This window comes from Sphingomonas sp. Leaf339 (assembly GCF_001426195.1).
In the GTDB taxonomy this organism is placed as follows: domain Bacteria; phylum Pseudomonadota; class Alphaproteobacteria; order Sphingomonadales; family Sphingomonadaceae; genus Sphingomonas.
The window spans coordinates 136,505-156,991 of the sequence record NZ_LMRS01000045.1 but is presented as its reverse complement, the minus strand read 5'-3'; the positions used below and the strand labels follow the sequence as shown (position 1 = coordinate 156,991).

At 67.0% G+C, this 20,487-nt stretch carries 19 protein-coding genes; 12 read left to right on the top strand and 7 right to left on the bottom strand.

Going from position 1 to position 20,487, the window contains the following annotated elements; translation table 11 throughout:
• Positions 1-19: 19 nt before the first annotated feature.
• A complete protein-coding gene (locus ASG67_RS14875) occupies positions 20-241 on the top strand; it encodes a hypothetical protein (protein WP_056531954.1) in 222 nt (73 codons plus the stop codon).
• A gap of 55 nt (positions 242-296) precedes the next feature.
• Here ASG67_RS14875 and ASG67_RS14870 read toward each other — a convergent pair whose 3' ends face one another.
• Positions 297-863, bottom strand: coding sequence for a glycine zipper 2TM domain-containing protein (locus ASG67_RS14870; RefSeq protein ID WP_056531726.1), 567 nt, complete (start codon positions 861-863; stop codon positions 297-299).
• A gap of 158 nt (positions 864-1,021) precedes the next feature.
• Positions 1,022-1,336 (bottom strand): glycine zipper 2TM domain-containing protein, encoded by a 315-nt coding sequence (locus ASG67_RS14865; RefSeq protein WP_056531724.1) that lies wholly within the window; start codon positions 1,334-1,336, stop codon positions 1,022-1,024.
• Between the two features lie 157 nt (positions 1,337-1,493).
• On the opposite strand from ASG67_RS14865, the gene ASG67_RS14860 reads away from it, so the two are divergent.
• Positions 1,494-2,114, top strand: a complete 621-nt coding sequence (locus ASG67_RS14860) for a trimeric intracellular cation channel family protein (protein ID WP_056531951.1) — start codon at positions 1,494-1,496, stop codon at positions 2,112-2,114.
• A 140-nt stretch (positions 2,115-2,254) separates the two neighbouring features.
• Here the strand turns inward: ASG67_RS14860 and ASG67_RS14855 are convergent, their stop codons facing one another.
• A complete protein-coding gene (locus ASG67_RS14855; RefSeq protein WP_056531722.1) occupies positions 2,255-2,815 on the bottom strand; it encodes a GNAT family N-acetyltransferase in 561 nt (186 codons plus the stop codon).
• Positions 2,816-2,824: 9 nt separating this feature from the next.
• The gene (gene sppA / locus ASG67_RS14850) at positions 2,825-4,672 is read right to left on the bottom strand and encodes a signal peptide peptidase SppA (RefSeq protein WP_056531949.1); all 1,848 of its coding nucleotides are present in this window, start codon (positions 4,670-4,672) and stop codon (positions 2,825-2,827) included.
• A 390-nt stretch (positions 4,673-5,062) separates the two neighbouring features.
• Between sppA and ASG67_RS14845 the strand changes: the two genes are divergently transcribed.
• The 4 genes from ASG67_RS14845 (at position 5,063) to ASG67_RS14830 (ending at position 9,362) form a co-directional block, all read left to right on the top strand.
• Positions 5,063-6,478: an MATE family efflux transporter gene (locus ASG67_RS14845; RefSeq protein ID WP_056531720.1), complete on the top strand. Its 1,416-nt coding sequence runs from the start codon at positions 5,063-5,065 to the stop codon at positions 6,476-6,478.
• 112 nt (positions 6,479-6,590) lie between these two features.
• Positions 6,591-6,878, top strand: coding sequence for a co-chaperone GroES (groES, locus tag ASG67_RS14840; protein ID WP_056531718.1), 288 nt, complete (start codon positions 6,591-6,593; stop codon positions 6,876-6,878).
• Positions 6,879-6,963: 85 nt separating this feature from the next.
• Positions 6,964-8,610 (top strand): chaperonin GroEL, encoded by a 1,647-nt coding sequence (gene groL / locus ASG67_RS14835; RefSeq protein WP_056531716.1) that lies wholly within the window; start codon positions 6,964-6,966, stop codon positions 8,608-8,610.
• A gap of 188 nt (positions 8,611-8,798) precedes the next feature.
• Complete coding sequence (locus ASG67_RS14830; protein ID WP_056531714.1) at positions 8,799-9,362, top strand: Uma2 family endonuclease; 564 nt, start codon at positions 8,799-8,801, stop codon at positions 9,360-9,362.
• A 20-nt stretch (positions 9,363-9,382) separates the two neighbouring features.
• Here ASG67_RS14830 and ASG67_RS14825 read toward each other — a convergent pair whose 3' ends face one another.
• Positions 9,383-10,432, bottom strand: coding sequence for a mannose-1-phosphate guanylyltransferase/mannose-6-phosphate isomerase (locus tag ASG67_RS14825; RefSeq protein ID WP_082543563.1), 1,050 nt, complete (start codon positions 10,430-10,432; stop codon positions 9,383-9,385).
• A 66-nt stretch (positions 10,433-10,498) separates the two neighbouring features.
• Between ASG67_RS14825 and prsK the strand changes: the two genes are divergently transcribed.
• Genes prsK through ASG67_RS14810 form a run of 3 tightly spaced genes read left to right on the top strand, consistent with a single transcriptional unit; the run spans position 10,499 to position 14,822 of the window.
• Positions 10,499-12,628, top strand: coding sequence for an XrtA/PEP-CTERM system histidine kinase PrsK (prsK, locus tag ASG67_RS14820; RefSeq protein ID WP_235535237.1), 2,130 nt, complete (start codon positions 10,499-10,501; stop codon positions 12,626-12,628).
• Positions 12,625-13,983, top strand: a complete 1,359-nt coding sequence (gene prsR, locus ASG67_RS14815) for a PEP-CTERM-box response regulator transcription factor (protein ID WP_056531712.1) — start codon at positions 12,625-12,627, stop codon at positions 13,981-13,983. Before prsK ends, prsR begins: the two co-directional genes overlap by 4 nt.
• 38 nt (positions 13,984-14,021) lie before the next feature.
• Positions 14,022-14,822, top strand: a complete 801-nt coding sequence (locus tag ASG67_RS14810) for a DUF815 domain-containing protein (RefSeq protein WP_056531710.1) — start codon at positions 14,022-14,024, stop codon at positions 14,820-14,822.
• 243 nt (positions 14,823-15,065) lie between these two features.
• On the opposite strand, the gene ASG67_RS14805 is transcribed toward ASG67_RS14810, so the two are convergent.
• Positions 15,066-16,844 (bottom strand): ABC-F family ATP-binding cassette domain-containing protein, encoded by a 1,779-nt coding sequence (locus ASG67_RS14805; protein WP_056531708.1) that lies wholly within the window; start codon positions 16,842-16,844, stop codon positions 15,066-15,068.
• A 161-nt stretch (positions 16,845-17,005) separates the two neighbouring features.
• Here ASG67_RS14805 and ASG67_RS14800 point away from each other — a divergent pair, with 161 nt between their 5' ends.
• From ASG67_RS14800 to ASG67_RS14790, 3 genes are all read left to right on the top strand, one after another.
• Entirely contained in the window at positions 17,006-17,311 is a 306-nt protein-coding gene (locus ASG67_RS14800) for a PepSY domain-containing protein (protein WP_235535236.1), read from the top strand.
• 121 nt (positions 17,312-17,432) lie between these two features.
• Complete coding sequence (locus tag ASG67_RS14795; RefSeq protein WP_056531706.1) at positions 17,433-18,098, top strand: response regulator transcription factor; 666 nt, start codon at positions 17,433-17,435, stop codon at positions 18,096-18,098.
• 7 nt (positions 18,099-18,105) lie between these two features.
• Positions 18,106-19,476 carry a sensor histidine kinase gene (locus ASG67_RS14790; RefSeq protein WP_056531704.1) on the top strand — a complete coding sequence of 457 codons (1,371 nt, stop codon included), beginning with the start codon at positions 18,106-18,108 and terminating at the stop codon, positions 19,474-19,476.
• Between the two features lie 7 nt (positions 19,477-19,483).
• Here ASG67_RS14790 and ASG67_RS14785 read toward each other — a convergent pair whose 3' ends face one another.
• Positions 19,484-20,482, bottom strand: coding sequence for an LLM class flavin-dependent oxidoreductase (locus ASG67_RS14785; protein ID WP_056531703.1), 999 nt, complete (start codon positions 20,480-20,482; stop codon positions 19,484-19,486).
• Positions 20,483-20,487: the final 5 nt, after the last annotated feature.

The following is a 20,487-nucleotide window of genomic DNA, read 5'->3' as shown; positions in this document are numbered from 1 at the left end:
CCGAACCATTTTGGCGATCATGCTCAACATCGTCTCCGTCCTGATCGGCCTCGTCACACTGGCGCTGGGTCTTGTCGCGTTCATTCCGCTGCTTGGCTGGATGAACTGGCTCGTCATCCCGATCGGGATCGTTGGCGCTGCGGTCGGTGCGCTGTCATCAACCAATGGCGGCCGCAACCTGAACCTGGTGCTGATCGTGATCTTCGCGCTGCGCCTGTCGCTGGGCGGCGGTATCATCTGAATGAACAAACGGCCCGGCGATTGCTCGCCGGGCCGTTGTCATGATCGGCTTTCGATCAGCGGCAGCGAACGTTGCCACGATCGATCGACTGACCGAGCAGCGCGCCGCCGCCGCCACCGATCAACGCCCCCAGCAGGCTCGACCGGCCGTTGGCGATCACACTGCCCAGCGCGCCGCCCGCCAGACCGCCGACGATCAGGCCCGTGGTGCCGTCGTTGCGCCGGCAGTAATAACGCCCATTGCCGCCGCGATAGATGCGATCGTTGCGGCCCAGCCGACGCGGCTGATAATAACGGCCGTCGCGGTAATATCGGTCGGCATAATAGGTACGCTGGCCGGGTTCGAACCGGTTGTAGTCGTAATTGCGGTAACGGCGAATGTCGCGCAGGTCGCCACGCCGGTCCTGGCGAGCATCGCGAACCTCCTCGCGGTACTCGCGCCGCGCGTCGCGAACATCGCCGCGTGAATCGGCACTGCGGACGTCGCGGCGGTAATCCCGCTGCGCATCCCGGATTTCACCGCGATATTCACGGTTGGCCTCACGCCGTGTGTCCTGCGCCATGGCCGGGATCGCGGCAAAGGTCGTCGCGGCCAGGGCGACGGTGAGAAAAGCGATACGCATACAAACTCCTTCGTTCGTGACGGGATGAAAACGATTCCCTCCACGTCGAAGTTGCGTGAACCGGAAACTACCTGTCGTTCACCGGCCGGACATCAACGGAAAAGGGCGCCACGGTTGCCCGTGACGCCCCTTCCGACGAAAACCGATGTGACCGGCGATCAGCGGCAGCGGTTGTTCGTGCCGCCACGATCGATCGCACGACCGGCCAGCGCACCAGCGGCCGCGCCACCCAGCGTACCGAGCGTGCGGTCGCCGCGCGTATCGACTGTCCGGCCGAGCAATGCACCGCCCACGCCGCCGACGATCGCACCGGTCGTGCCGCTGTTCTTCTTGCAGCGTACGCGGCCGCGATAGTCGCGATATTCACGGTCGCTGTTGCGATAGCGACGCTGTGCGTCCGCCGGTGTCACCGTTACCATCAGGCTCGGCGCCACCATGGCCGCACAACCCAGTGCCAAAAGGATCTTACGCATTACCATTCTCCCGTACTAGAAACATGTTGATATCGTAACGTTGTTCTATCGGCGCGGTTGCATGAACGCCATACAACGATGTTTCGAGCCTTCCTTGGTCGTCCCGCATCGGGATGGAGTTCCCATCGCCCGATGGTTCGCGGTACAGGCGCCTGCGATGATTCCCCCCGTCCCCCTGCTGCCGACCGCCGCGCCGTGGCTCGATCTGGCCGGCCTCGCCGTTTTCGCCACGTCCGGGGCGTTGGCGGCGGCGCAGCGCAAACAGACGCTGGTGACGCTGTCGTTCTTCGCGCTCATCACCGGGGTCGGCGGCGGCACGGTGCGCGACCTGCTGATCGGCGCGCCGGTGTTCTGGGTGCGCGACGGCAAGGTCGCCGCGCTGTGCCTGATCGTCGCGATGCTGATCTGGATGACACCCCGACGCTGGTGGTCGGGCGCGGCGCTCGACTGGTTCGATGCGGTCGGGCTGGCGGCGTACGCGGCGTATGGCGCGGCCAAAGCGCTGAAATACGGCGTGCCGCCGGTGCCGGCGGCGGTCATGGGCGTGGTGTCGGCCTGTGTCGGCGGCATCATCCGCGACATGCTGGCGGGCGAGCCGTCCATCCTGATGCGGCCGGAACTGTACGTGACGGCAGCGGCGCTGGCTTCGGCCAGTTTCGTCACGCTGACCGCGCTGGGGCTGGACGCGACGACCGCCGGCCTGATCGCGGCAACGGCAGGATTCGCGCTGCGGGCGGCGGCGATCCGGTGGAAACTGGCGCTGCCGGCGTATCGCTGACGTTGCGGAAAGTCCCGAAAGTCACACTTGCCTTACGCGCGCGTGCGCCGGTGAACTTAGTAAAATGCGTCGATCGACGGTGAGAAAGAACGATCGGTGTGGATACTCACCAGCGGCGATGTAGGACACCCCGGCTCGCGTCAGTCCCGGACGACGCCCGTATCGGTAAACAGGCGCGGTTCGGCGGGCGGGGTGGCGGGTTGGGCCAGTTCGCGCTGCCACAGGCCGACATCGATCCACCGCCCATGCTTAAAACCGATCGCGCGCTGCACGCCGGCGCGGCGGAAGCCGACGCCCTCGTGCAGCGCGATCGACGCGTCATTGGGCAGGGCGATGCGCGCGATCGCCTGGGTGAAGCCCTGCGCCGTCAGCGTGTCGACCAGCGCGTCGTACAGCAACCGGCCGGCGCCCCGTTGCTGCGCGGCATCGGCGACATAGATCGTCGTCTCCACCGACCAGCGATAGGCGGCGCGGGAATGGAAGGCGGTGGCATAGGCATAGGCAAGCACACCGCCCCGTTCCTCGCCCTGCGTCGCGACGATCCACGGATGCAGCCCGTCGCTCGCCGCCATCCGCCGCGCGATCGTCCGCGAATCGGGCGCCTGTTCCTCGAACGAGGCAGCGCCGATCAGCACGTGCGGCGCATAGATCGCCGCGATCGCCGCGGCGTCTTCCGGGGTGGCGGCGCGGATCGCAATCATCGCCGGTGCCTACAGGCCCAGCCGCGCGATCAGCAGATCGAGCAACCGGCCGTCGCCGACCGATGCGGCGCTGGGGCCGAGACCACCGCACTCCAGACAACGCGCCTGCACCGATCCGCCGCTGGTCAGCCGCGCGACATCGCCCAGGGCGCGCGCCAGCACCGCACGGCGATCGGCGGCGATCCGGGCGAAGGCGTCACCCGCCGGCGCGGTGCCGTCATCGTCCTGACTGCTGAGCGACTGTGCCAGCTTCGCGGCCCAGCTTGGCTCCTTTTCCAGATAGACCGTCTGAACCTTGGCCGGGTCCAGCTTGGCGCGCCGCGCCGCATCGGCCACCGCGTCATTCAGCGAACCGAAGCGATCGACGAGGCCGATCTGGCGGGCGGTGCCCCCATCCCACACACGCCCTTGGCCTATTTCGTCGACCCGCGCCGTCGTCATCTTGCGCGCGGCGGCGACGCGGCCGATGAACTGGCGATAGCCGTTCTCGATCCCCGCCTGAAGGATCGCGTCGAGCTCCGGGCTCGTACCGCCCAACACGTCGGGCTGGCCGGTCAGCGGCGTGCTGCGGACGCCATCGGTGGTCACGCCGATCTTTGCCAGCGTGTTCTCGAAGGTGGGGACGATGCCGAAGATGCCGATCGAACCCGTGATCGTCGCGGGTTCGGCAAAGATCGCGTCGCCCGTCGTTGATACCCAATATCCGCCCGATGCCGCCAGACCGCCCATCGACACGACGACCGGCAGGCCGCGCTTCTTGGCCTCCAGCACCGCCAGTCGGATGCGCTCGGACGCCAGGACCGAACCGCCCGGTGAGTCGACGCGCAGGACGAGGGCCTTCAGGTTCTTGGTGGCGAGGCCGTCGAGCATCGCCTTGGCGATCGTGTCGCCCGCGGCGCTGCCGGGACCGGCCTCGCCATCGACGATGTCGCCGGCGACGGTCAGCACGCCGATCGCGTCGCCCGAGGTCGGCATCGGATGAGCGCCCAGAAAAGCGTCATAGCCGATCGTGCGGAAACTGCCGATCGCCTTGCCGCTCTGGACCCCGGCAATCTCGGCGATCCGCTGGCCAAAGGCGGTGCGGTCGCCCAGCTTGTCGACCAGTCCGGCGCGCAGGTTGGCCTGGCCGACATCGCCGTTGGTAGCGAGCACCGCCTGTTGCGGGTTGGCGAGGAACGGACCGACCTGTGCCTTGGGACGCGCGCGGGCGACGCCTTCGCGCCATTGCTCCAGCAACGACCCGTACAGCGCCTCCGACGCGGCACGCGCATCGGGGCTCTGGTCGGCACGGGTATAGGGTTCGACGAACGACTTGTAGCGGCCGACGCGGTAAACGTGCGCGTTGACGCCCAGCTTGTCGATCAGCCCCTTGTAGTAAAGCTGGGTGCCGCCAGGGCCGGCAAACAGGGTGCCGCCCAGCGGGTTCATCCAAACCTCACTCGCCGCCGCCGCCAGCCGATAACTGCCATCGGTATAGGCGGTGGCATAGGCGAGGACGGGTTTGCCCGACTGACGCACGTGGACCAGCGCATCGGCCAGCTCGCCGAGCGCCGCCGGATAGGCACCACCGAACCCGTCGAGATCGAGCACGACGACCTTCACCCGCGCATCCGTACGCGCCGCCTCGATCGCGCGCAGCACGTCGCGCAGGCGGAACTGGCGGGCAACCTGCTGCCCCGACAGGGCGGCGAAGGCGGCCGGTTCCTCGGGCTGTTCGACGATCGACCCCTTCAGATCGAGCAGCAACGCGCCGTCGGTGATCGCCTTCGTCCCCGGCCGCGCATTCAGCGCCGCAAACAGCAGGCCGAAGAACAGCAGCAGCAGGATCAGCGCCAGGCCGTCCTTGATCGCCACCATCAGCTTCCACGCGCCGCGCACCAGTCGCCAGCCGCCGCTGCGTTGTTTCGGCGGACGGCCATCGGTGAAGGAGGGGACGGGACGGGGCACGGCGGTGTCTGTCATGGCCGGTACGGCTAGAACAACCTTGCAAGGCTGGCAACATGGGGTGCGGGCGGCATGGCGGATTTCCGGGTGGCGAATGACTTGATCCCCCATCCGTCATCCCGGCGAAAGCCGGGACCCATGGATACGGTGATCCGGGCCATGTCGCGCGCGCTACCCCGGCGCGCCGCGACCATGGGTCCCGACGTTCGTCGGGATGACGAAGGCAGGGATAGCACCCCTAACCCGCCGATCGACGCCGCAACTCCACTCGACTTGCCACCAAGGTCCGGGCAGGGAACCGACATGCACCCGCCCGCACCCCACTCCGTCACGGCCGCTGCGCCGGCGAGCGAGCGGGCGGAATTGCGCGCCACGCTGGCGCTGGCGACGCCGCTGGTGGCGGCGAACCTGTTGCAGATGGGCGTGTATTCGATCGACGTGATCTTCGTCGCGCGGCTGGGGACGACCGAACTCGCGGCGGCGACGCTGGGGGTGTATCTCTACAGCGTCCTCGCCTTCGCGATGATCGGACTGGTCGGCGCGGCGGCGCCGTTGATCGCCGCCGAACTCGGGCGACGCGCGCATGCGGTGCGTCAGGTCCGGCGGTCTTTCCGGATGGCGATGTGGTTGGCGGCGGTGGCCGGACTGGGAACGATGGCGATCCTGGCCAATGGTGAGCGGTTGCTGCTGCTGACGCATCAGGACGCGCATGTCGCGGCGCGGGCGGGGGCGTTCCTCGACATCCTGTTATGGGCGACGATCCCAGCGGTGGCGACCGGGGTGATGCGCGTCACCGCATCGGCGCTGGGGCGGCCGGGCTGGGCGATGCTCGTCACCGGGCTGGGGCTGTGCATGGGGCTGCTCGGCAACTGGTTGCTGGTGTTCGGGCGGGCGGGCTTCCCAGCGCTGGGGCTGGAGGGATCGGCGATCGCCAGCGTCGTGACCAGCGTGGCGATGATGCTGGCGTTCGTACTGATCCTGCTGCTCGACCGCAAGCTGTGCCGTTATCGCCTGTTCGGCCATTGGTGGCGGACGGAATGGTCGCGGCTGCGTGAGATATTCCGGCTCGGTGCGCCGATCGCGCTGACCATGACTTTCGAGGGGGCGTTGTTCTCGGCCGCCGGTTTCCTGATGGGGTTGATCGGCGTGACCGAGGTGGCGGCGCACGCCATCGCGCTCCAGATCGCGGCGATCGCATTTCAGGTGCCGTTCGGGATCGCGCAGGCGGCGACGATCCGCGTCGGCATGGCGTATGGCGCCCGCGATCATGTCTGGATCGGTCGGGCGGGGCGGGTGTCGCTGACGGTCGGGATCGGCTTCATGGTGTTCACCGCCTCGCTGTTGCTGATCGCACCCCGCCTGTTCGTTGGCGTCTATGTCGATCCCGATGCGCCCGCCAACGCCGCGCTGGTCGCGCTCGCCCTGCAATATCTGGGTGTCGCCGCGGCGTTCCAGTTGTTCGACGGGGCGCAGGCGGTGGCGGCGGGGGTGTTGCGCGGGCTTCAGGATACACGCGTGCCGATGCTGGCGGCGCTGTTCGGATATTGGGTCATCGGTGCGGGGTGCGCGGTATTGCTTGGCTTCTGTGCGGGATGGCAGGGGCTGGGCATCTGGTGGGGGCTGGCCGCCGGGCTGGCGGCGGTGGCCGCGCTATTGCTGTGGCGGTGGACGGCGCGCGCTCGGCTGGGCCTGCTTCCGCCCACGCTTCATCCAAATTAGTTCCATTGCCCCGTTGACGACGGGCGGAGGCCTGCACATATGAGCAGTGTTGGCACTCGCCGCGTGTGAGTGCCAGAAATCTGTAACACTGTACCAGAAAGAGGGCACAGCAATGAACTTTCGTCCGTTGCACGACCGCGTTCTCGTCCGCCGCGTTGAGGCAGAGGAGAAGACGGCCGGTGGGATCATCATCCCCGACACCGCCAAGGAAAAGCCGCAGGAAGGCGAAGTCGTCGCCGCCGGCACCGGCGCCCGCAGCGAGTCCGGCGAGGTCCACCCGCTCGAGGTGAAGGCCGGCGACCGCGTGCTGTTCGGCAAGTGGTCCGGCACCGAGGTCAAGGTCGATGGCGAAGACCTGCTCATCATGAAGGAAAGCGACATCCTCGGGATCGTCGGCTGACCTGCCGGTCGCTCCCCGCGCGCGTATCCGCGCGTGAAGGGTGTGACTTTCGAGACTTTACAACTCATCTGAAAGGGTAGCCACCATGGCAGCCAAGGACGTGAAATTCAGCCGTGACGCGCGCGAGCGCATCCTGCGCGGCGTCGATATCCTCGCCGATGCGGTGAAGGTGACGCTCGGCCCCAAGGGCCGCAACGTCGTGATCGACAAGAGCTTCGGCGCACCGCGCATCACCAAGGACGGCGTCACCGTCGCGAAGGAAATCGAGCTCAAGGACAAGTTCGAGAACATGGGCGCGCAGATGCTGCGCGAAGTGGCCTCGAAGACCAACGACATCGCCGGCGACGGCACGACCACCGCGACCGTTCTGGCGCAGGCGATCGTCCGCGAGGGCATGAAGTCGGTTGCCGCCGGCATGAACCCGATGGATCTGAAGCGCGGCATCGATCTCGCCGTCGTCAAGGTCGTCGAGGACGTGAAGGCGCGTTCGAAGCCGGTTTCGGGTTCGAAGGAAGTGGCGCAGGTCGGCATCATCTCGGCCAATGGCGACCGTGAAGTCGGCGAGAAGATCGCCGAAGCCATGGAGAAGGTCGGCAAGGAAGGCGTCATCACCGTCGAGGAAGCGAAGGGTCTCGAATTCGAGCTCGACGTTGTCGAGGGTATGCAGTTCGACCGCGGCTATCTGTCGCCGTACTTCATCACCAACCCGGAAAAGATGACTGTCGAACTCAACGATCCGTACATCCTGATCCACGAAAAGAAGCTGTCGAACCTGCAGGCGATGCTCCCGATCCTGGAAGCAGTCGTTCAGTCGGGTCGTCCGCTCCTGATCATCGCCGAGGACATCGAGGGTGAGGCGCTCGCCACGCTCGTCGTCAACAAGCTGCGCGGCGGCCTGAAGGTCGCAGCGGTCAAGGCGCCCGGTTTCGGCGATCGTCGCAAGGCGATGCTGGAAGACATCGCGATCCTGACCAAGGGCGAGATGATCTCGGAAGACCTGGGCATCAAGCTCGAGACGGTTTCGCTGGCGATGCTCGGCACCGCCAAGCGCGTCACGATCGACAAGGACAACACCGTCATCGTCGATGGTGCCGGCGATCACGACTCGATCAAGGGCCGCACCGAAGCGATCCGCCAGCAGATCGAGAACACCACCAGCGACTATGACAAGGAGAAGCTCCAGGAGCGTCTTGCCAAGCTCGCCGGCGGCGTCGCGGTCATCAAGGTCGGTGGCTCGTCCGAGGTCGAGGTCAAGGAGCGCAAGGATCGCGTCGACGACGCGCTGCACGCAACCCGCGCAGCCGTCGAAGAGGGCATCGTCCCCGGTGGTGGTACGGCGTTGCTGTACGCGACCAAGGCACTCGAAGGCCTGACCGGCGCCAACGAGGACCAGACGCGCGGTATCGACATCGTCCGTAAGTCGCTGACCGCTCTTGTGCGTCAGATCGCGCAGAATGCGGGCCATGATGGCGCCGTGGTCTCGGGCAAGCTGCTCGACGGCAACGACTCCAACATCGGCTTCAACGCCGCGACCGACACGTACGAGAACCTGGTGGAAGCCGGCGTGATCGATCCGACCAAGGTCGTCCGCACCGCGCTGCAGAACGCGGCATCGGTTGCCGGCCTGCTCATCACGACCGAAGCGGCCGTGAGCGAACTGGCCGAAGACAAGCCCGCTATGCCCATGGGCGGCGGTGGCGGCATGGGTGGCATGGGCGGCATGGACTTCTGATTTCGGACGGGGCCAGCGATGCTGGCCCCGACACAAAATCAGAAGCGGCCGGCCGGTCGGCATCGCCGATCCGGTTCGACGTCCAGCGCGGGCTTTGCCCGCGCCACCGATGTTATCGATGCACGAAGAGCCGGGAGGGCAACCTCCCGGCTCTTTGCTTGTATGCATTGTAATGTTAGTATCCAACTATGCGCCAGGATCCGTTCTACGAGCCTATCACGGTCGAACAGTTCCTCGACATCGATTTCCCGAGCGATCGTAAATACGAGCTAGTCGATGGCGTGATCCGGATGATGACCGGCGGCACGCCCGCGCATTCGCGGGTGGCCGGCAATATCTTCGGTTATCTTTACGTCAAACTGCGAGGCTCGGGCTGCCGACCCTATAATTCGGAAATGGGCGTTCGCGTCACGGACACCGATATTCGCTATCCCGATATCAGCGTCTATTGCGGCAACCCGGCGACGGTAGAGCGGGAGAAAGAACGGCTCTTCACCGATCCGGTCGTTCTATTCGAGGTTCTATCTGCCTCGACGGTCCGCATCGATGAAGGCGAGAAATTGGCGCAATACCGGGCGCTGCCGTCGGTCGATACGATCGTCTTCGTCGATCCCCAGAACGAAACCAGCCGCGTCGTCCAACGGCTCGGCCCCGCCTCCTGGCGCGACGATCTCTTTGCCCAGCCGCATGATGTCGATCTGCCGGCGCTGGGCTTGTCGATCCCGCATCACGAGATTTTCGCCCGCGACTGATCCCAGCCACGGGCGAAGGATCAGCGCTTCATCGCCTCGATCAGCTTCTTGATTTCCTGACTGCGGCCACGCGGCAGGATCAGGACGTCGTTCCCGCTCGCCACGACGATCAGATCGCTGACGCCGACCATCGCAATGCGGATGCCATCGGATCGAACCAGGCAGTGGTTGGTATCGAGCGCGATCACGTCGCCGCCATGGGCGTTGCCGTCGACATCCAAATCGCTGATCGCATGCAGCGCGTCCCAGCTGCCGACATCGTTCCAGCCCATCTGGACGGGCACGACAGCGACACGCTCCGCCTTCTCCATCACCGCATAATCGATCGAATCGGCGGGTGATGCGGCAAAGGCGGCGGCATCGGGATAGAGACGAAGGCCTTCTTGACGGGCACCGGCGATTGATGCCTGGACGGCAGTCAGCATCGCCGGCGCGAAGGCGGCGAGCGCCCCCAGATACATGTCGGCGCGGAACAGGAAGATGCCCCCGTTCCAGGCATGGCCACCGGCGGCCAGCATCGCCTCCGCCCGGTCGAGCGGTGGCTTTTCCACGAAGCGGGCCACGCGGTGGACGCCGGGTGCGATCTGATCGCCCGTCTGAATCCAACCATAACCGATCTCAGGCGCGTCGGGTTCGATCCCGAACGTGACCAGCCAGCCGTCGTTGACCAACGGTAGTGCCGCCTTGATCGCGGCATGGAAGGCAGGAATGTCGGCAATCACATGATCCGACGGCATCACCAGTAACGCGGCCTCGGGATCGGGGGCGGCCAGGGCGGCGAGCGCGATCGCAGGCGCGGTGTTGCGGCCAGCGGGTTCCAGGATGATCGCCTGCGGAGTCACGCCGACGGCGGATAGCTGCGTCTCCACCTCTTCGGCATGCTGCGCATTTGCCACGATGACCGGGTTGGAGAAGCGATCGCCGGTGGCGCGCTGGACCGTCAGTTGCAGCATCGTCTCGTCGGCGGTCAGCGGCAGGAACTGCTTGGGGCGCTCGGGCCGGGACATTGGCCAAAGGCGCGTGCCGGACCCGCCGGACAGAATAACGGGAACGATGGTATTGGCGGTCATGAGTCCTCCTGAAGCCCTTCCTATACACGGAAGGTGGTCTTGCCCAACGTGGCCGCACGCATTTCGATGCGTTCAGCCTTTATTGGTATTTTGCTGGCACTCCGCCTGTCGGCATTCCTTACAATGCAGGCGATCGATGGCGGGACGATGACGGCAATCCTGATCCTGTGGGGTCACGCGCTGGCAGCCTTGCTGTTCGGCGCGCTGGGGCTGGCCGAATGGCGGCGCGGCGTAACCGATCGGTGGTCGGGGCGCGCGTTCGTGGCGGCGCTGGCGTTGACCGCGCTATGGGCGCTGGCGGTGGCCGGGATCGATTCCCGCGACGTGAGTACGCATCTGGCGGAGGCGGCGCGCAACATAGCCTGGTTGTGCCTGATGGCCGCATCGGTGAAGCGGGCGCGGGCGGGGCATGTGCCGCTGGCGGCGTTGTACGCCGTGGTGATGCTGGTGACGGCCGCGGCAGGCATGGTGGCGCTGCTGGAACGGGCACCGTTCGACGGCGACATGCTGATCGCGCTGGCCGTCGCTCGGCAAATGTTGCGGATGATGGCGATCGCGGGTGCGCTGTTGTTGCTGAGCCACGTGGCGCAGGCGACGGAGGCGGCGCGATCGGGCGCGCGGCGTCTGTTCGTGCTGGCACTCGCGGTAATGTGGGGATTTGACCTCGGCGTCGCGGTGCTGGGGTTCGTCCAACCCGATTGGACGGCCACGCTGGTCGTGGTGCGCGGGCCGGTGATGGCGGCGGTGGCGCTGTTCCTCGCCGCCTCAACAACGCAAGCCGGCGCGGCGCCAGCGACGGTGTCGCGAACGGTCGCGACGCAACTGCTCGTCGGCGCGGGCCTGCTGCTGTATGCGGGATCGACGGCGCTGGCGGCCAATCTGGCGGGCACGATCGCGGGCGGGCAGGCGCGCCTGGCGCAAACGGCGATCGTGTTCGGCACGACGGCGGCGTTGCTAGCGCTGGTATCGACGCCGTGGCTGCGGGCGTGGATGCGGGTGAAGGTGGCGAAGCACCTGTTCAGCCATCGCTATGACTATCGCATCGAATGGCAGCGCTTCACCGCGACGCTGGGCGTGCCGGGCGATGGCGCGGCGCCGCTGGGGACGCGGATCGTGAAGGCGGTGGCGGATTTGACCGACTCGCCGGCGGGGATGTTGCTGGTGGCCGATGGCGGTCGGCTGGCACCGGCGGCCGGCTGGCGCTGGGCGGACGGCGGGCAAGCGATAGAGGCGGGGTTTGCTGAGCATCTGGCGCGCACGGGGCGGATCGTCTCGTTGGACGAGGAGCGGGCTGAAACGGGCGAAGCGATGTTGCCGACCTGGCTGATAGACGATCGTGACGCCTGGGCGGTGGTGCCCCTGATCCATGGCGACGATCTGGCCGGCGCGATCGTGCTGGCCCGGCCGCCGATCGACCGGTCGCTGGACTGGGAGGATTTCGACCTGTTGCGCGTCGCGGGGCGCCAGGCCGCGAGCTATCTGGCGGAGGACCGGGCGCATGCGGCGCTGGCCGATGCGCAGCGCTTCGACGAGTTCAACCGGCGGTTCGCGTTCCTGATGCACGATATCAAGAATGTCGCGAGCCAGCTGACCTTGGTTGCGCGCAATGCCGAGCGGCATGCCGACAATCCGGATTTTCGCGCCGACATGGTTGTCACGCTGCGGGATTCGGCGGCGCGGATGACGACGCTACTGGCCCGGCTGGGGCAGCATGACAGCGCGCGGCCAGAGGCGACGCAGCCGGTCGATGCGGTGGCGCTAGCGCGGCGGATCGCGGCGAACTGGCGGGCCAAGCATCGGATCGACGTCGGCGGCGAGGGCGCGGCGATGGTGCTGGCGCAGCCCGGTCGGCTGGAACAGGCCGTCTGCCATCTGGTGCAGAACGCGGTCGAGGCAAGTCCGGCAGGGGAGGCGGTGACCATAGCGGTGCGGCGGGACGAACGCGGCGGGTTGGCGATCGAGGTGATCGATACCGGGTGCGGCATGGCGCCGGGCTTCGTCCGCGATCAGCTGTTCCGGCCGTTCGCCTCGTCAAAGCCCGACGGATTCGGGATCGGTGCGTATGAAGCACGGCAACTGGTGCGGGCGATGGGCGGGGAGATGGATGTGGATAGCCGCGAGGATGAAGGCACGCGCTTTCGCATCCGTTTGCCGATCGCCGGCGATGCGGGCGCCGTGATGGAGCAGGCGGCATGACGCGGACGGTGTTGCTGGTCGTCGAGGATGACGACGGCCTCGCCCGGCAATTGCGCTGGGCGTACGAAGCCTATGAGGTTGTCGTCGCGGGTGATCGCGCGGCGGCGCTGGATGCGGTGCGGCTGCATGAGCCGGCGGTGGTGACGCTGGACCTGGGCCTGCCGCCCGATCCGGACGGGACGGCGGAGGGCTTTGCGACGCTGCATGCCATTCTGGCGATGGCGCCGGGCACGAAGGTGATAGTCGCATCGGGCCACGGGGCGCGGGAAAGCGCGCTGACGGCGATCGGCGACGGCGCCTGGGATTTCTATGCCAAGCCGATCGATATCGATGCGCTGGGGCTGATCGTGACGCGAGCTTTCCATGTCCATGCTTTGGAGGCGGAGAACCGGCGGCTGGCGATGCGGGTCGGCGGCGCCAGTACCAATGGGGGTTTCGGCGGGCTGCTGTATGCCTCGCCGGAGATGGCCGTCGTGGCGCGCACGCTGGAGCGGGTGGCGCCGGCCGATGTGTCGGTGATGCTGCTGGGGGCGAGCGGGACCGGCAAGGAATTGCTGGCGCGGGGGGTGCATGATGCCTCGCCGCGCAAGCGCGGGCAGTTCGTGGCGATCAACTGCGCGGCGATCCCGGAGACGCTGCTGGAAGCGGAATTGTTCGGATATGAAAAGGGCGCGTTCACCGGCGCGGTGAAGACGACCGAGGGCAAGATCGAACAGGCGGCCGGCGGCACGCTGTTCCTCGACGAGATCGGCGATGTGCCGCTGCATCTGCAGGTAAAGTTGCTGAGGTTCCTGCAAGAGCGGGTGATCGAACGGGTCGGGGGGCGGCGGGCGATCCCGGTCGATACGCGGATCGTATGCGCCACCCATCAGGATGTCGATGCGATGGTCGCCGACGGTCGGTTCCGCGAGGATCTGTACTACCGGTTGGCGGAGATCGTGGTGCGGATACCGACGCTGGCGCAGCGGACGGGGGATGCAGGCCTGCTCGCGCGGCATTTCGTCGGGCGCTATGCTGCGAACCTGAACCGGTCGGTGACGGGACTGGCGGCGGATGCGCGGGCGGCGGTGGATGCGTGGCGCTGGCCGGGTAATGTCCGCGAGCTGGAGAACCGGGTGAAGCGCGCGGTCATCATGGCGGAGGGGCGGCTGGTGACGGCGGCAGACCTTGATCTGGCCGCCCCTGTCGATCCGGCCGAGCTGAACCTGCGGGCGGCGCGGGAGGCGACGGACCGGCGGGCGATCGGCCGGGCGCTGGCGCAGGCGGAGGGCAATATCTCCGGCGCGTCGCGGTTGCTGGGGATCAGCCGGCCGACGCTGTATGACCTGATGAAGAGTTACGACCTGAGCGCGTGATGCTTGCACCGGCAGGCGGGTGCTTCCAAGGGGGCGGCATGGACCCGCTGGAACGTATCGCCGCGGCGCTGGAACGCCTGTCGCCGCCCGCCCCGCCCGCCGCCGATCCGCGCGCGCATCCGGCCTATCGCTGGACGGGCGAGACGCTGGCGGCGACGCGGGGCTTTGCACCGTTGCCGCTCGACCGGCTGATCGGGATCGACCGGCAAAAGACGGCGCTGGTGCGCAACTTGACGCGGCTGGCGGCGGGCCATGCGGCGCAGGACGTGTTGCTGTGGGGTGCGCGGGGTACGGGCAAATCGGCGCTGGTGAAGAGTACTGTCGCCGCCGTTCAGGCTGATGGCGGCGATCTGGCGCTGGTCGAGGTGACGGCGCTCGACCGGTTGCCGGCGTTGTTCGCCGCGCTGGCGCCGGTGCCGCGGGGATTCGCGCTGTTCGTCGACGATCTGGGCGTGGATGAACCCGCCGAGGCACGGGCGCTAAGATCGATGCTCGAGGGTGGAGCGGAGCCGCGACCGGCGAATGCGCGGTTGCTGGTGACCGCGAACCGCCGCCACTTGATGCCGCGCGACATCGCCGAACAGGACAGCGCGATCAATCCGCGCGACTCGGTGGACGATCATCTGGCGCTGGCGGATCGCTTCGGCCTCAGTCTGGGTTTCCATGCACTGGACCAGGACGGGTATCTGGCGATCGTCGGCCGCTATGCGGAGGTGCATGGCCTGCCGTTCGATCCGGTCGAGGCAGTCCGCTGGGCGACGCAGCGGGGGAGCCGGTCGGGCCGGGTGGCGTGGCAATATGTGGTCGATGTGGCGGGGCGTGAGGGGCGAGCGGTTTAACCAGCGGAAAGTCGCTAAAGTCACACCTGCCATCGCGCGCGATCGTGTGCGCCTGCGCGCGGGCGCGAAGGGCGACCGGAGTTTAATCGGGGGTGAGAAAGAGCAGTGGTTTGGAGGTAACGGAGGTTGGGGGTTGTAGGACAGCGGTTTTTTGATCTGTTCCGCCTCCACGATCCGGTTCGCTCGCGGCGATCCCCCTCCACCGGCTTTGCCAGCCCCCCTCCCCGCGGGGCGGGGAGGATTTTAGTTTAGCGCTTCGAGTTGCTCGGCCAGGTCGAGCCAGCGCATCTCGGCAGCGTCCTTTTCGGTACGGGCCTTGTCGATCGCCTGCATCAGGCGGGCGAAGGTCGCGGGTTCCTTTGCGTACAGGTCCGGGTCGGCCAGCTTCGCCTCGTCGCGCGCGATGGTCGCCTCGATTTCCTCTATCCGCTTGGGCAGCAGTTCGTAATCGCGCTGGTCCTTATACGACAATTTGCGCGAGGGGGCGGGCGTGGGCGTCGGGGCGGCGGCGGCCTTGGCGGGCTTCTTGCCGTCACCGCGCGGCCGTCGGCGCTTTTCCCAATCCTCGTAACCACCGGCGACGACATCCACCGTGCCGCTGCCGTCGAGGCCGAGCGTGACCGTCACGGTGCGGTCGAGGAAGTCGCGGTCGTGGCTCACGATCAGCACGGTCCCGTCGTAATCGGCGATCACTTCCTGCAACAGGTCGAGCGTTTCGAGGTCGAGGTCGTTGGTCGGCTCGTCGAGGACCAGCAGGTTCGACGGCCGGGCGAATTCGCGCGCCAGCAACAGCCGCGATCGCTCGCCGCCCGACAGCGTACCGACCTTCGCCTCGGTCAGCGACGGATCGAACAGGAATTCCTTGAGATAGCCGTGGATGTGCTTGCGGGTGCCGAGCACGTCGATCCACTCGCCTCCTTCGGCCAGCACGTCGCGCACCGTCTTGTCGGGGGCCATCAGCTTGCGTTGCTGGTCGATGACGATGCCGTCGAGCGTCTTGGCCAGCTTGATGGTGCCCGAGTCCGGCTGGAGTTCGCCGGTCAGCAGGCGGAGCAGCGTCGTCTTGCCGGCGCCGTTGGCGCCGACCACGCCGATGCGGTCGCCGCGCGTGACGCGCAGGTTGAAGTCGCGGATGATCGTGCGGTCGCCATAATTCTTGGTGACATGGGTGGCATCGATCACCACTTTCGACCGGCCATCCTCATGACCGATCGAGATGGCGGCGGTGCCCTGTGGCCCCATCATCGCCGCGCGTTCGGCGCGCATGTCCTTCAGCTTGGCGAGGCGGCCCTGGTTGCGGCGGCGGCGGCCGGTGACGCCGCGTTGCAGCCAATGCTCCTCGATCTTCAGCTTGGCGTCTAGCCGTTCGGCGTTGCGCTGTTCTTCGGCGAAGACGGTTTCGGTCCATGCCTCGAACCCGCCGAAGCCGATTTCGGCGCGGCGGACGTTGCCTCGGTCGAGCCACAGCGTCTGCTTGGTCAGGCGGGTGAGGAAGGTGCGATCATGGCTGATGACGACGAAGGCGCCGTTGAAGCGGCCGAGCCAGCCCTCCAGCCAGTCGATCGCGTGGATGTCGAGATGATTGGTCGGCTCGTCGAGCAGCAGCACGTCGGGTTCCTGCGCCAGCGCGCGGACGATGGCAGCGCGGCGGCGCTCGCCGCCCGAGGCCGATTGCGCCTCGCGGTCGAGATCGATGCCCAGCTTGTCGGCGATCGCTTCCGCTTCATGCCCCAGCGGCGCGTCGTCACCGGCGGCGACGTAATCGCGTAAAGTGGCGAAGGCGGAAACATCGGGGTCCTGTTCCAGCATCACGACGCGGGTGCCGGGGACGATGGTGCGGCGGCCCTCGTCTGGATCGACCGCGCCGGCGAGCAGGCGCAGCAAGGTTGATTTGCCGGCGCCGTTGCGGCCGATCAGGGCGAGCCGGTCACGCTGCCCGACCTGGATATCGAGATTTCGGAACAGCCAACCCGATCCCTGAACGAGGCCGAGGTCTTCATAGGATAGGATGGGTGCGGCCATGGCCGGCCACGTAAGCGGCGCGGGACGTTGCGGCAACCTTTGGGGCGACAACCTTTGGGGTGCAGTGCGGCATATTTGCCACGGCTTCGCGCTACCGAACCATAATGGGACAGGATAGCATTCACAGCGCGTTCAATGCCGATTAGCTATCGCCCCTGTCCATGATGCGTTCCACCATCCTCGCGATATTCGCCGCGCTGTCGGTCGCATCGATCCCGGTTCCGGCCGGGGCGCAGAAGCGTGGCGACCAGATGCAGGCATATCAGGCGCGCAAGCAGGGTAAGTTATTGCCTTTGCCCGAAATCGAGCGGCGCGTGGTGCCGCAGATGAACGGCGCCGAATATCTGGGCTTCGACTTCGATGGCGGCAGCGGCGTCTATACGCTGAAGTTCTTGCGCGACGGCACGGTGATCTGGGTGGATGTCGATGGCCGGTCGGGGCAGGTGATCGGCCGCACCGGGCGCTAAAAGCTCGGCATACGCGCATCGTTTAACGCAATTCCGTTAAGCCCCCCGACAGCGACGTTTCCGTAACCGCCGGCACCGTGGTAGCGGATGCGGGCCGTTTCGTTAGAGGACTGGAGAGAAGATGCGCGTCTTGATCGTCGAGGACGAGCCCAATCTGGGCCAGCAGTTGAAGAATACGCTGGAAGGCGCCGGCTATGCCATCGACCTCGCCACCGATGGCGAGGAAGGGCATTATCTGGGATCGACCGAAAATTACGACGCGATCGTGCTCGATCTGGGCCTGCCGGAGATCGACGGGCTGACCGTACTCGACCGCTGGCGCAAGGAGGGGCGGACCGCGCCGGTGCTGGTGCTGACCGCGCGCGACAGTTGGTCGGACAAGGTTGCCGGGCTGGATGCGGGCGCGGACGATTATGTCGCCAAGCCGTTCCAGACCGAAGAGCTGATCGCCCGCCTGCGCGCGCTGATCCGGCGTGCTTCGGGCAATGCGTCGTCCGAACTGACCGCCGGCGACGTGCGGCTCGACACGCGGTCGGGCAAGGTGACGAAGGCGGGCGAGGCGGTGAAGCTGACCGCGCAGGAATATAAGCTGCTCAGTTACCTGCTCCATCACAAGGGCAAGGTCGTCAGCCGGACCGAGTTGATCGAACATATCTACGACCAGGATTTCGATCGCGATTCGAACACGATCGAGGTGTTCGTGACGCGTATCCGGAAGAAGCTGGGCCAGGACGTCATCACGACCATCCGTGGTCTGGGCTATAGCCTGGAAGACCCGGACGCCTGAGCCGGTCATGAGCGAGCCGCTTCCCGAACAGCGGGTGCGACCGAAGGCGACGGGATCGCTGTCGCGGCGGATGATCCTGATCGCGGCGGCGTGGATCGTCGTGCTGCTGGCGGGCGGCGGCTTTGCGCTGGACCGGGTGCTGGCGTCGGCGGTGACGCGCAACTTCGACGACCAGTTGGAATATGTGATGACCGCGCTGATCGTATCGGCGGAGATCGATTCCGGCGGCGAGGTGATGTTCACGCGCGAGGCGGCGGACCAGCGGTTTCTGGAGCCGAATTCCGGGTTGTACTGGCAGGTCGGCGCGCCGGGGCGGGAGGCGTTTCCGTCGCGGTCGCTGTGGGACCGGCGGCTGGCATACGGCACGCCGCACAGCGACCGGGCGGTGCACAGTTATGATAGCGCGCAATTCGGCACCGAGGAGCTGCGGATCGTCGAGCGCGACGTGAAACTGCCGGGATCGCCGGTGCGCTGGCGGTTCCAGGTGGCGCAGAGCCGCGAGGGACTCAATTCGCAGATTACCGTGCTCCGGCGGACGCTGGTGCGATCGTTCGCGCTGCTGGCGCTGGGGCTGATCGCGATGGCGGCGTTGCAGACCTTCTATGGGCTATGGCCGCTGAGGAAGGTGCGGGCCGAGATCGCCCGGATGCGGGCGGGTCATTCGGCGCGGGTGTCGGATGCGATGCCGCTGGAAGTGCAGCCGATGGTCGAGGAACTGAACGCGCTGATCGAACATAACGAGCGGCAGGCGGAGGAGGCGCGGCGGCACGCCGGCAATCTGGCGCATGCGCTGAAGACGCCGCTGACGGTCATCATGAACGCCGCGACCGCGCAGGCCGACGACCTCGCCGACACGGTGATCCGCGAGGCGCGGACGATGCGGCGGCAGGTCGATCATCATCTGGCCCGCGCGCGCGCGGTCGGGCGGCGCGGATCGGCGCACAGCCGGGCAGAGGTTTGGCCGAGCGTCGAATCGGTCGAGCGCGCGGTCGCCCGCCTGTATCGCCATGTCCGCATCGACGTGGCCGGGCCGAAGGATCTGTCGGTGCATGTCGAGCGGCAGGATCTGGACGAGATGCTCGGCAATTTGATCGAGAACGCCGCGAAATATGGCGGCGGCAGCGTGTTCGTGACGGTGGTGGCGGAGGCGGGCTTCGTGGAACTGCTGGTCGAGGACGACGGCACCGGCATCCCCGAGGAGGATCGCATCCGCATCTTCGATCGCGGCGTGCGGCTGGATACGGGAAAGCCGGGGACGGGGCTGGGCCTAGCGATCGTGCGCGATGTCGCGGAAATCTACGAGGGCACCGTCTCGCTGGAGGAGAGCGAGGATCTGGGCGGACTGATGGTCAGGCTGCGCTTGCCCGCGGCGGGATGACGACCGGTCAGGCCGCCACCTTCAGGTCGCGCGCGGCAGCGGCGGTGATCGACAGGCTGCGCTTGCGGGCGTCGTGATCGTAGATCGCGCTCGTCACCATCACCTCGTTGACCTGCGTGCGGGCGACGAACGCGGCCAACCCCTGCGCTACCTTGGCGGGGCCGCCGATCGCCGAGCAGGACAGGACCTGATCGAGGACGGCATTCCCCTGCGCGCCGAGCGAGTCGCGATAGCCCGCAACGGGCGGGGGTAGCTGGCGCGGGTTGCCGGTGCGCAGCGCCACGAAAGCTTGCTGCTGCGACGTGGCGAGCAATTCGGCCTCCGCATCGGTATCGGCCGCGAAGACGTTGAAGCCGGCTATCGCATAGGGACGGTCAAGCTGCGCCGATGGGCGGAAATGGCGGCGATACATGTCAAGCGCCTGATCCAGCGCGTCGGGCGCGAAGTGCGAGGCGAAGGCATAGGGCAGGCCGAACTGCGCCGCGACCTGGGCGCCGTACAGGCTGGAGCCGAGAATCCACAGATCGGGCTTCGCGCCGGCGCCGGGGGTGGCGACGATGCCGGTCTGGCCGTCATTGGCGAAATAGCTCTGCAGCTCCAGCACGTCCTGCGGGAAAGCGTTGGGATCGCTGTCGAGCGTGCGGCGCATCGCGCGGGCAACGCGCTGGTCGCTGCCGGGGGCGCGGCCGAGGCCCAGATCGATGCGGCCGGGGAACAGCGCGTGGAGCGTGCCGAACTGTTCGGCGATCACCAGCGGCGCGTGGTTGGGCAGCATGATGCCGCCCGAACCGATTCGGATCGTGCGGGTGGCTGCGCCGATATGCGCGATGACCACCGCGGTCGCGGCCGATGCGATGCCGGCCATGCCGTGGTGCTCGGCGACCCAGTAGCGGCTGTACCCGAGCGTTTCGGCGTGCGCGGCAAGATCGGCGGCGCGGTTCAACGCCTGCGGAACGGTGCCGCCTTCGACGACGGGGACGAGATCAAGAAAGGAGAGATTGGGCATACGAG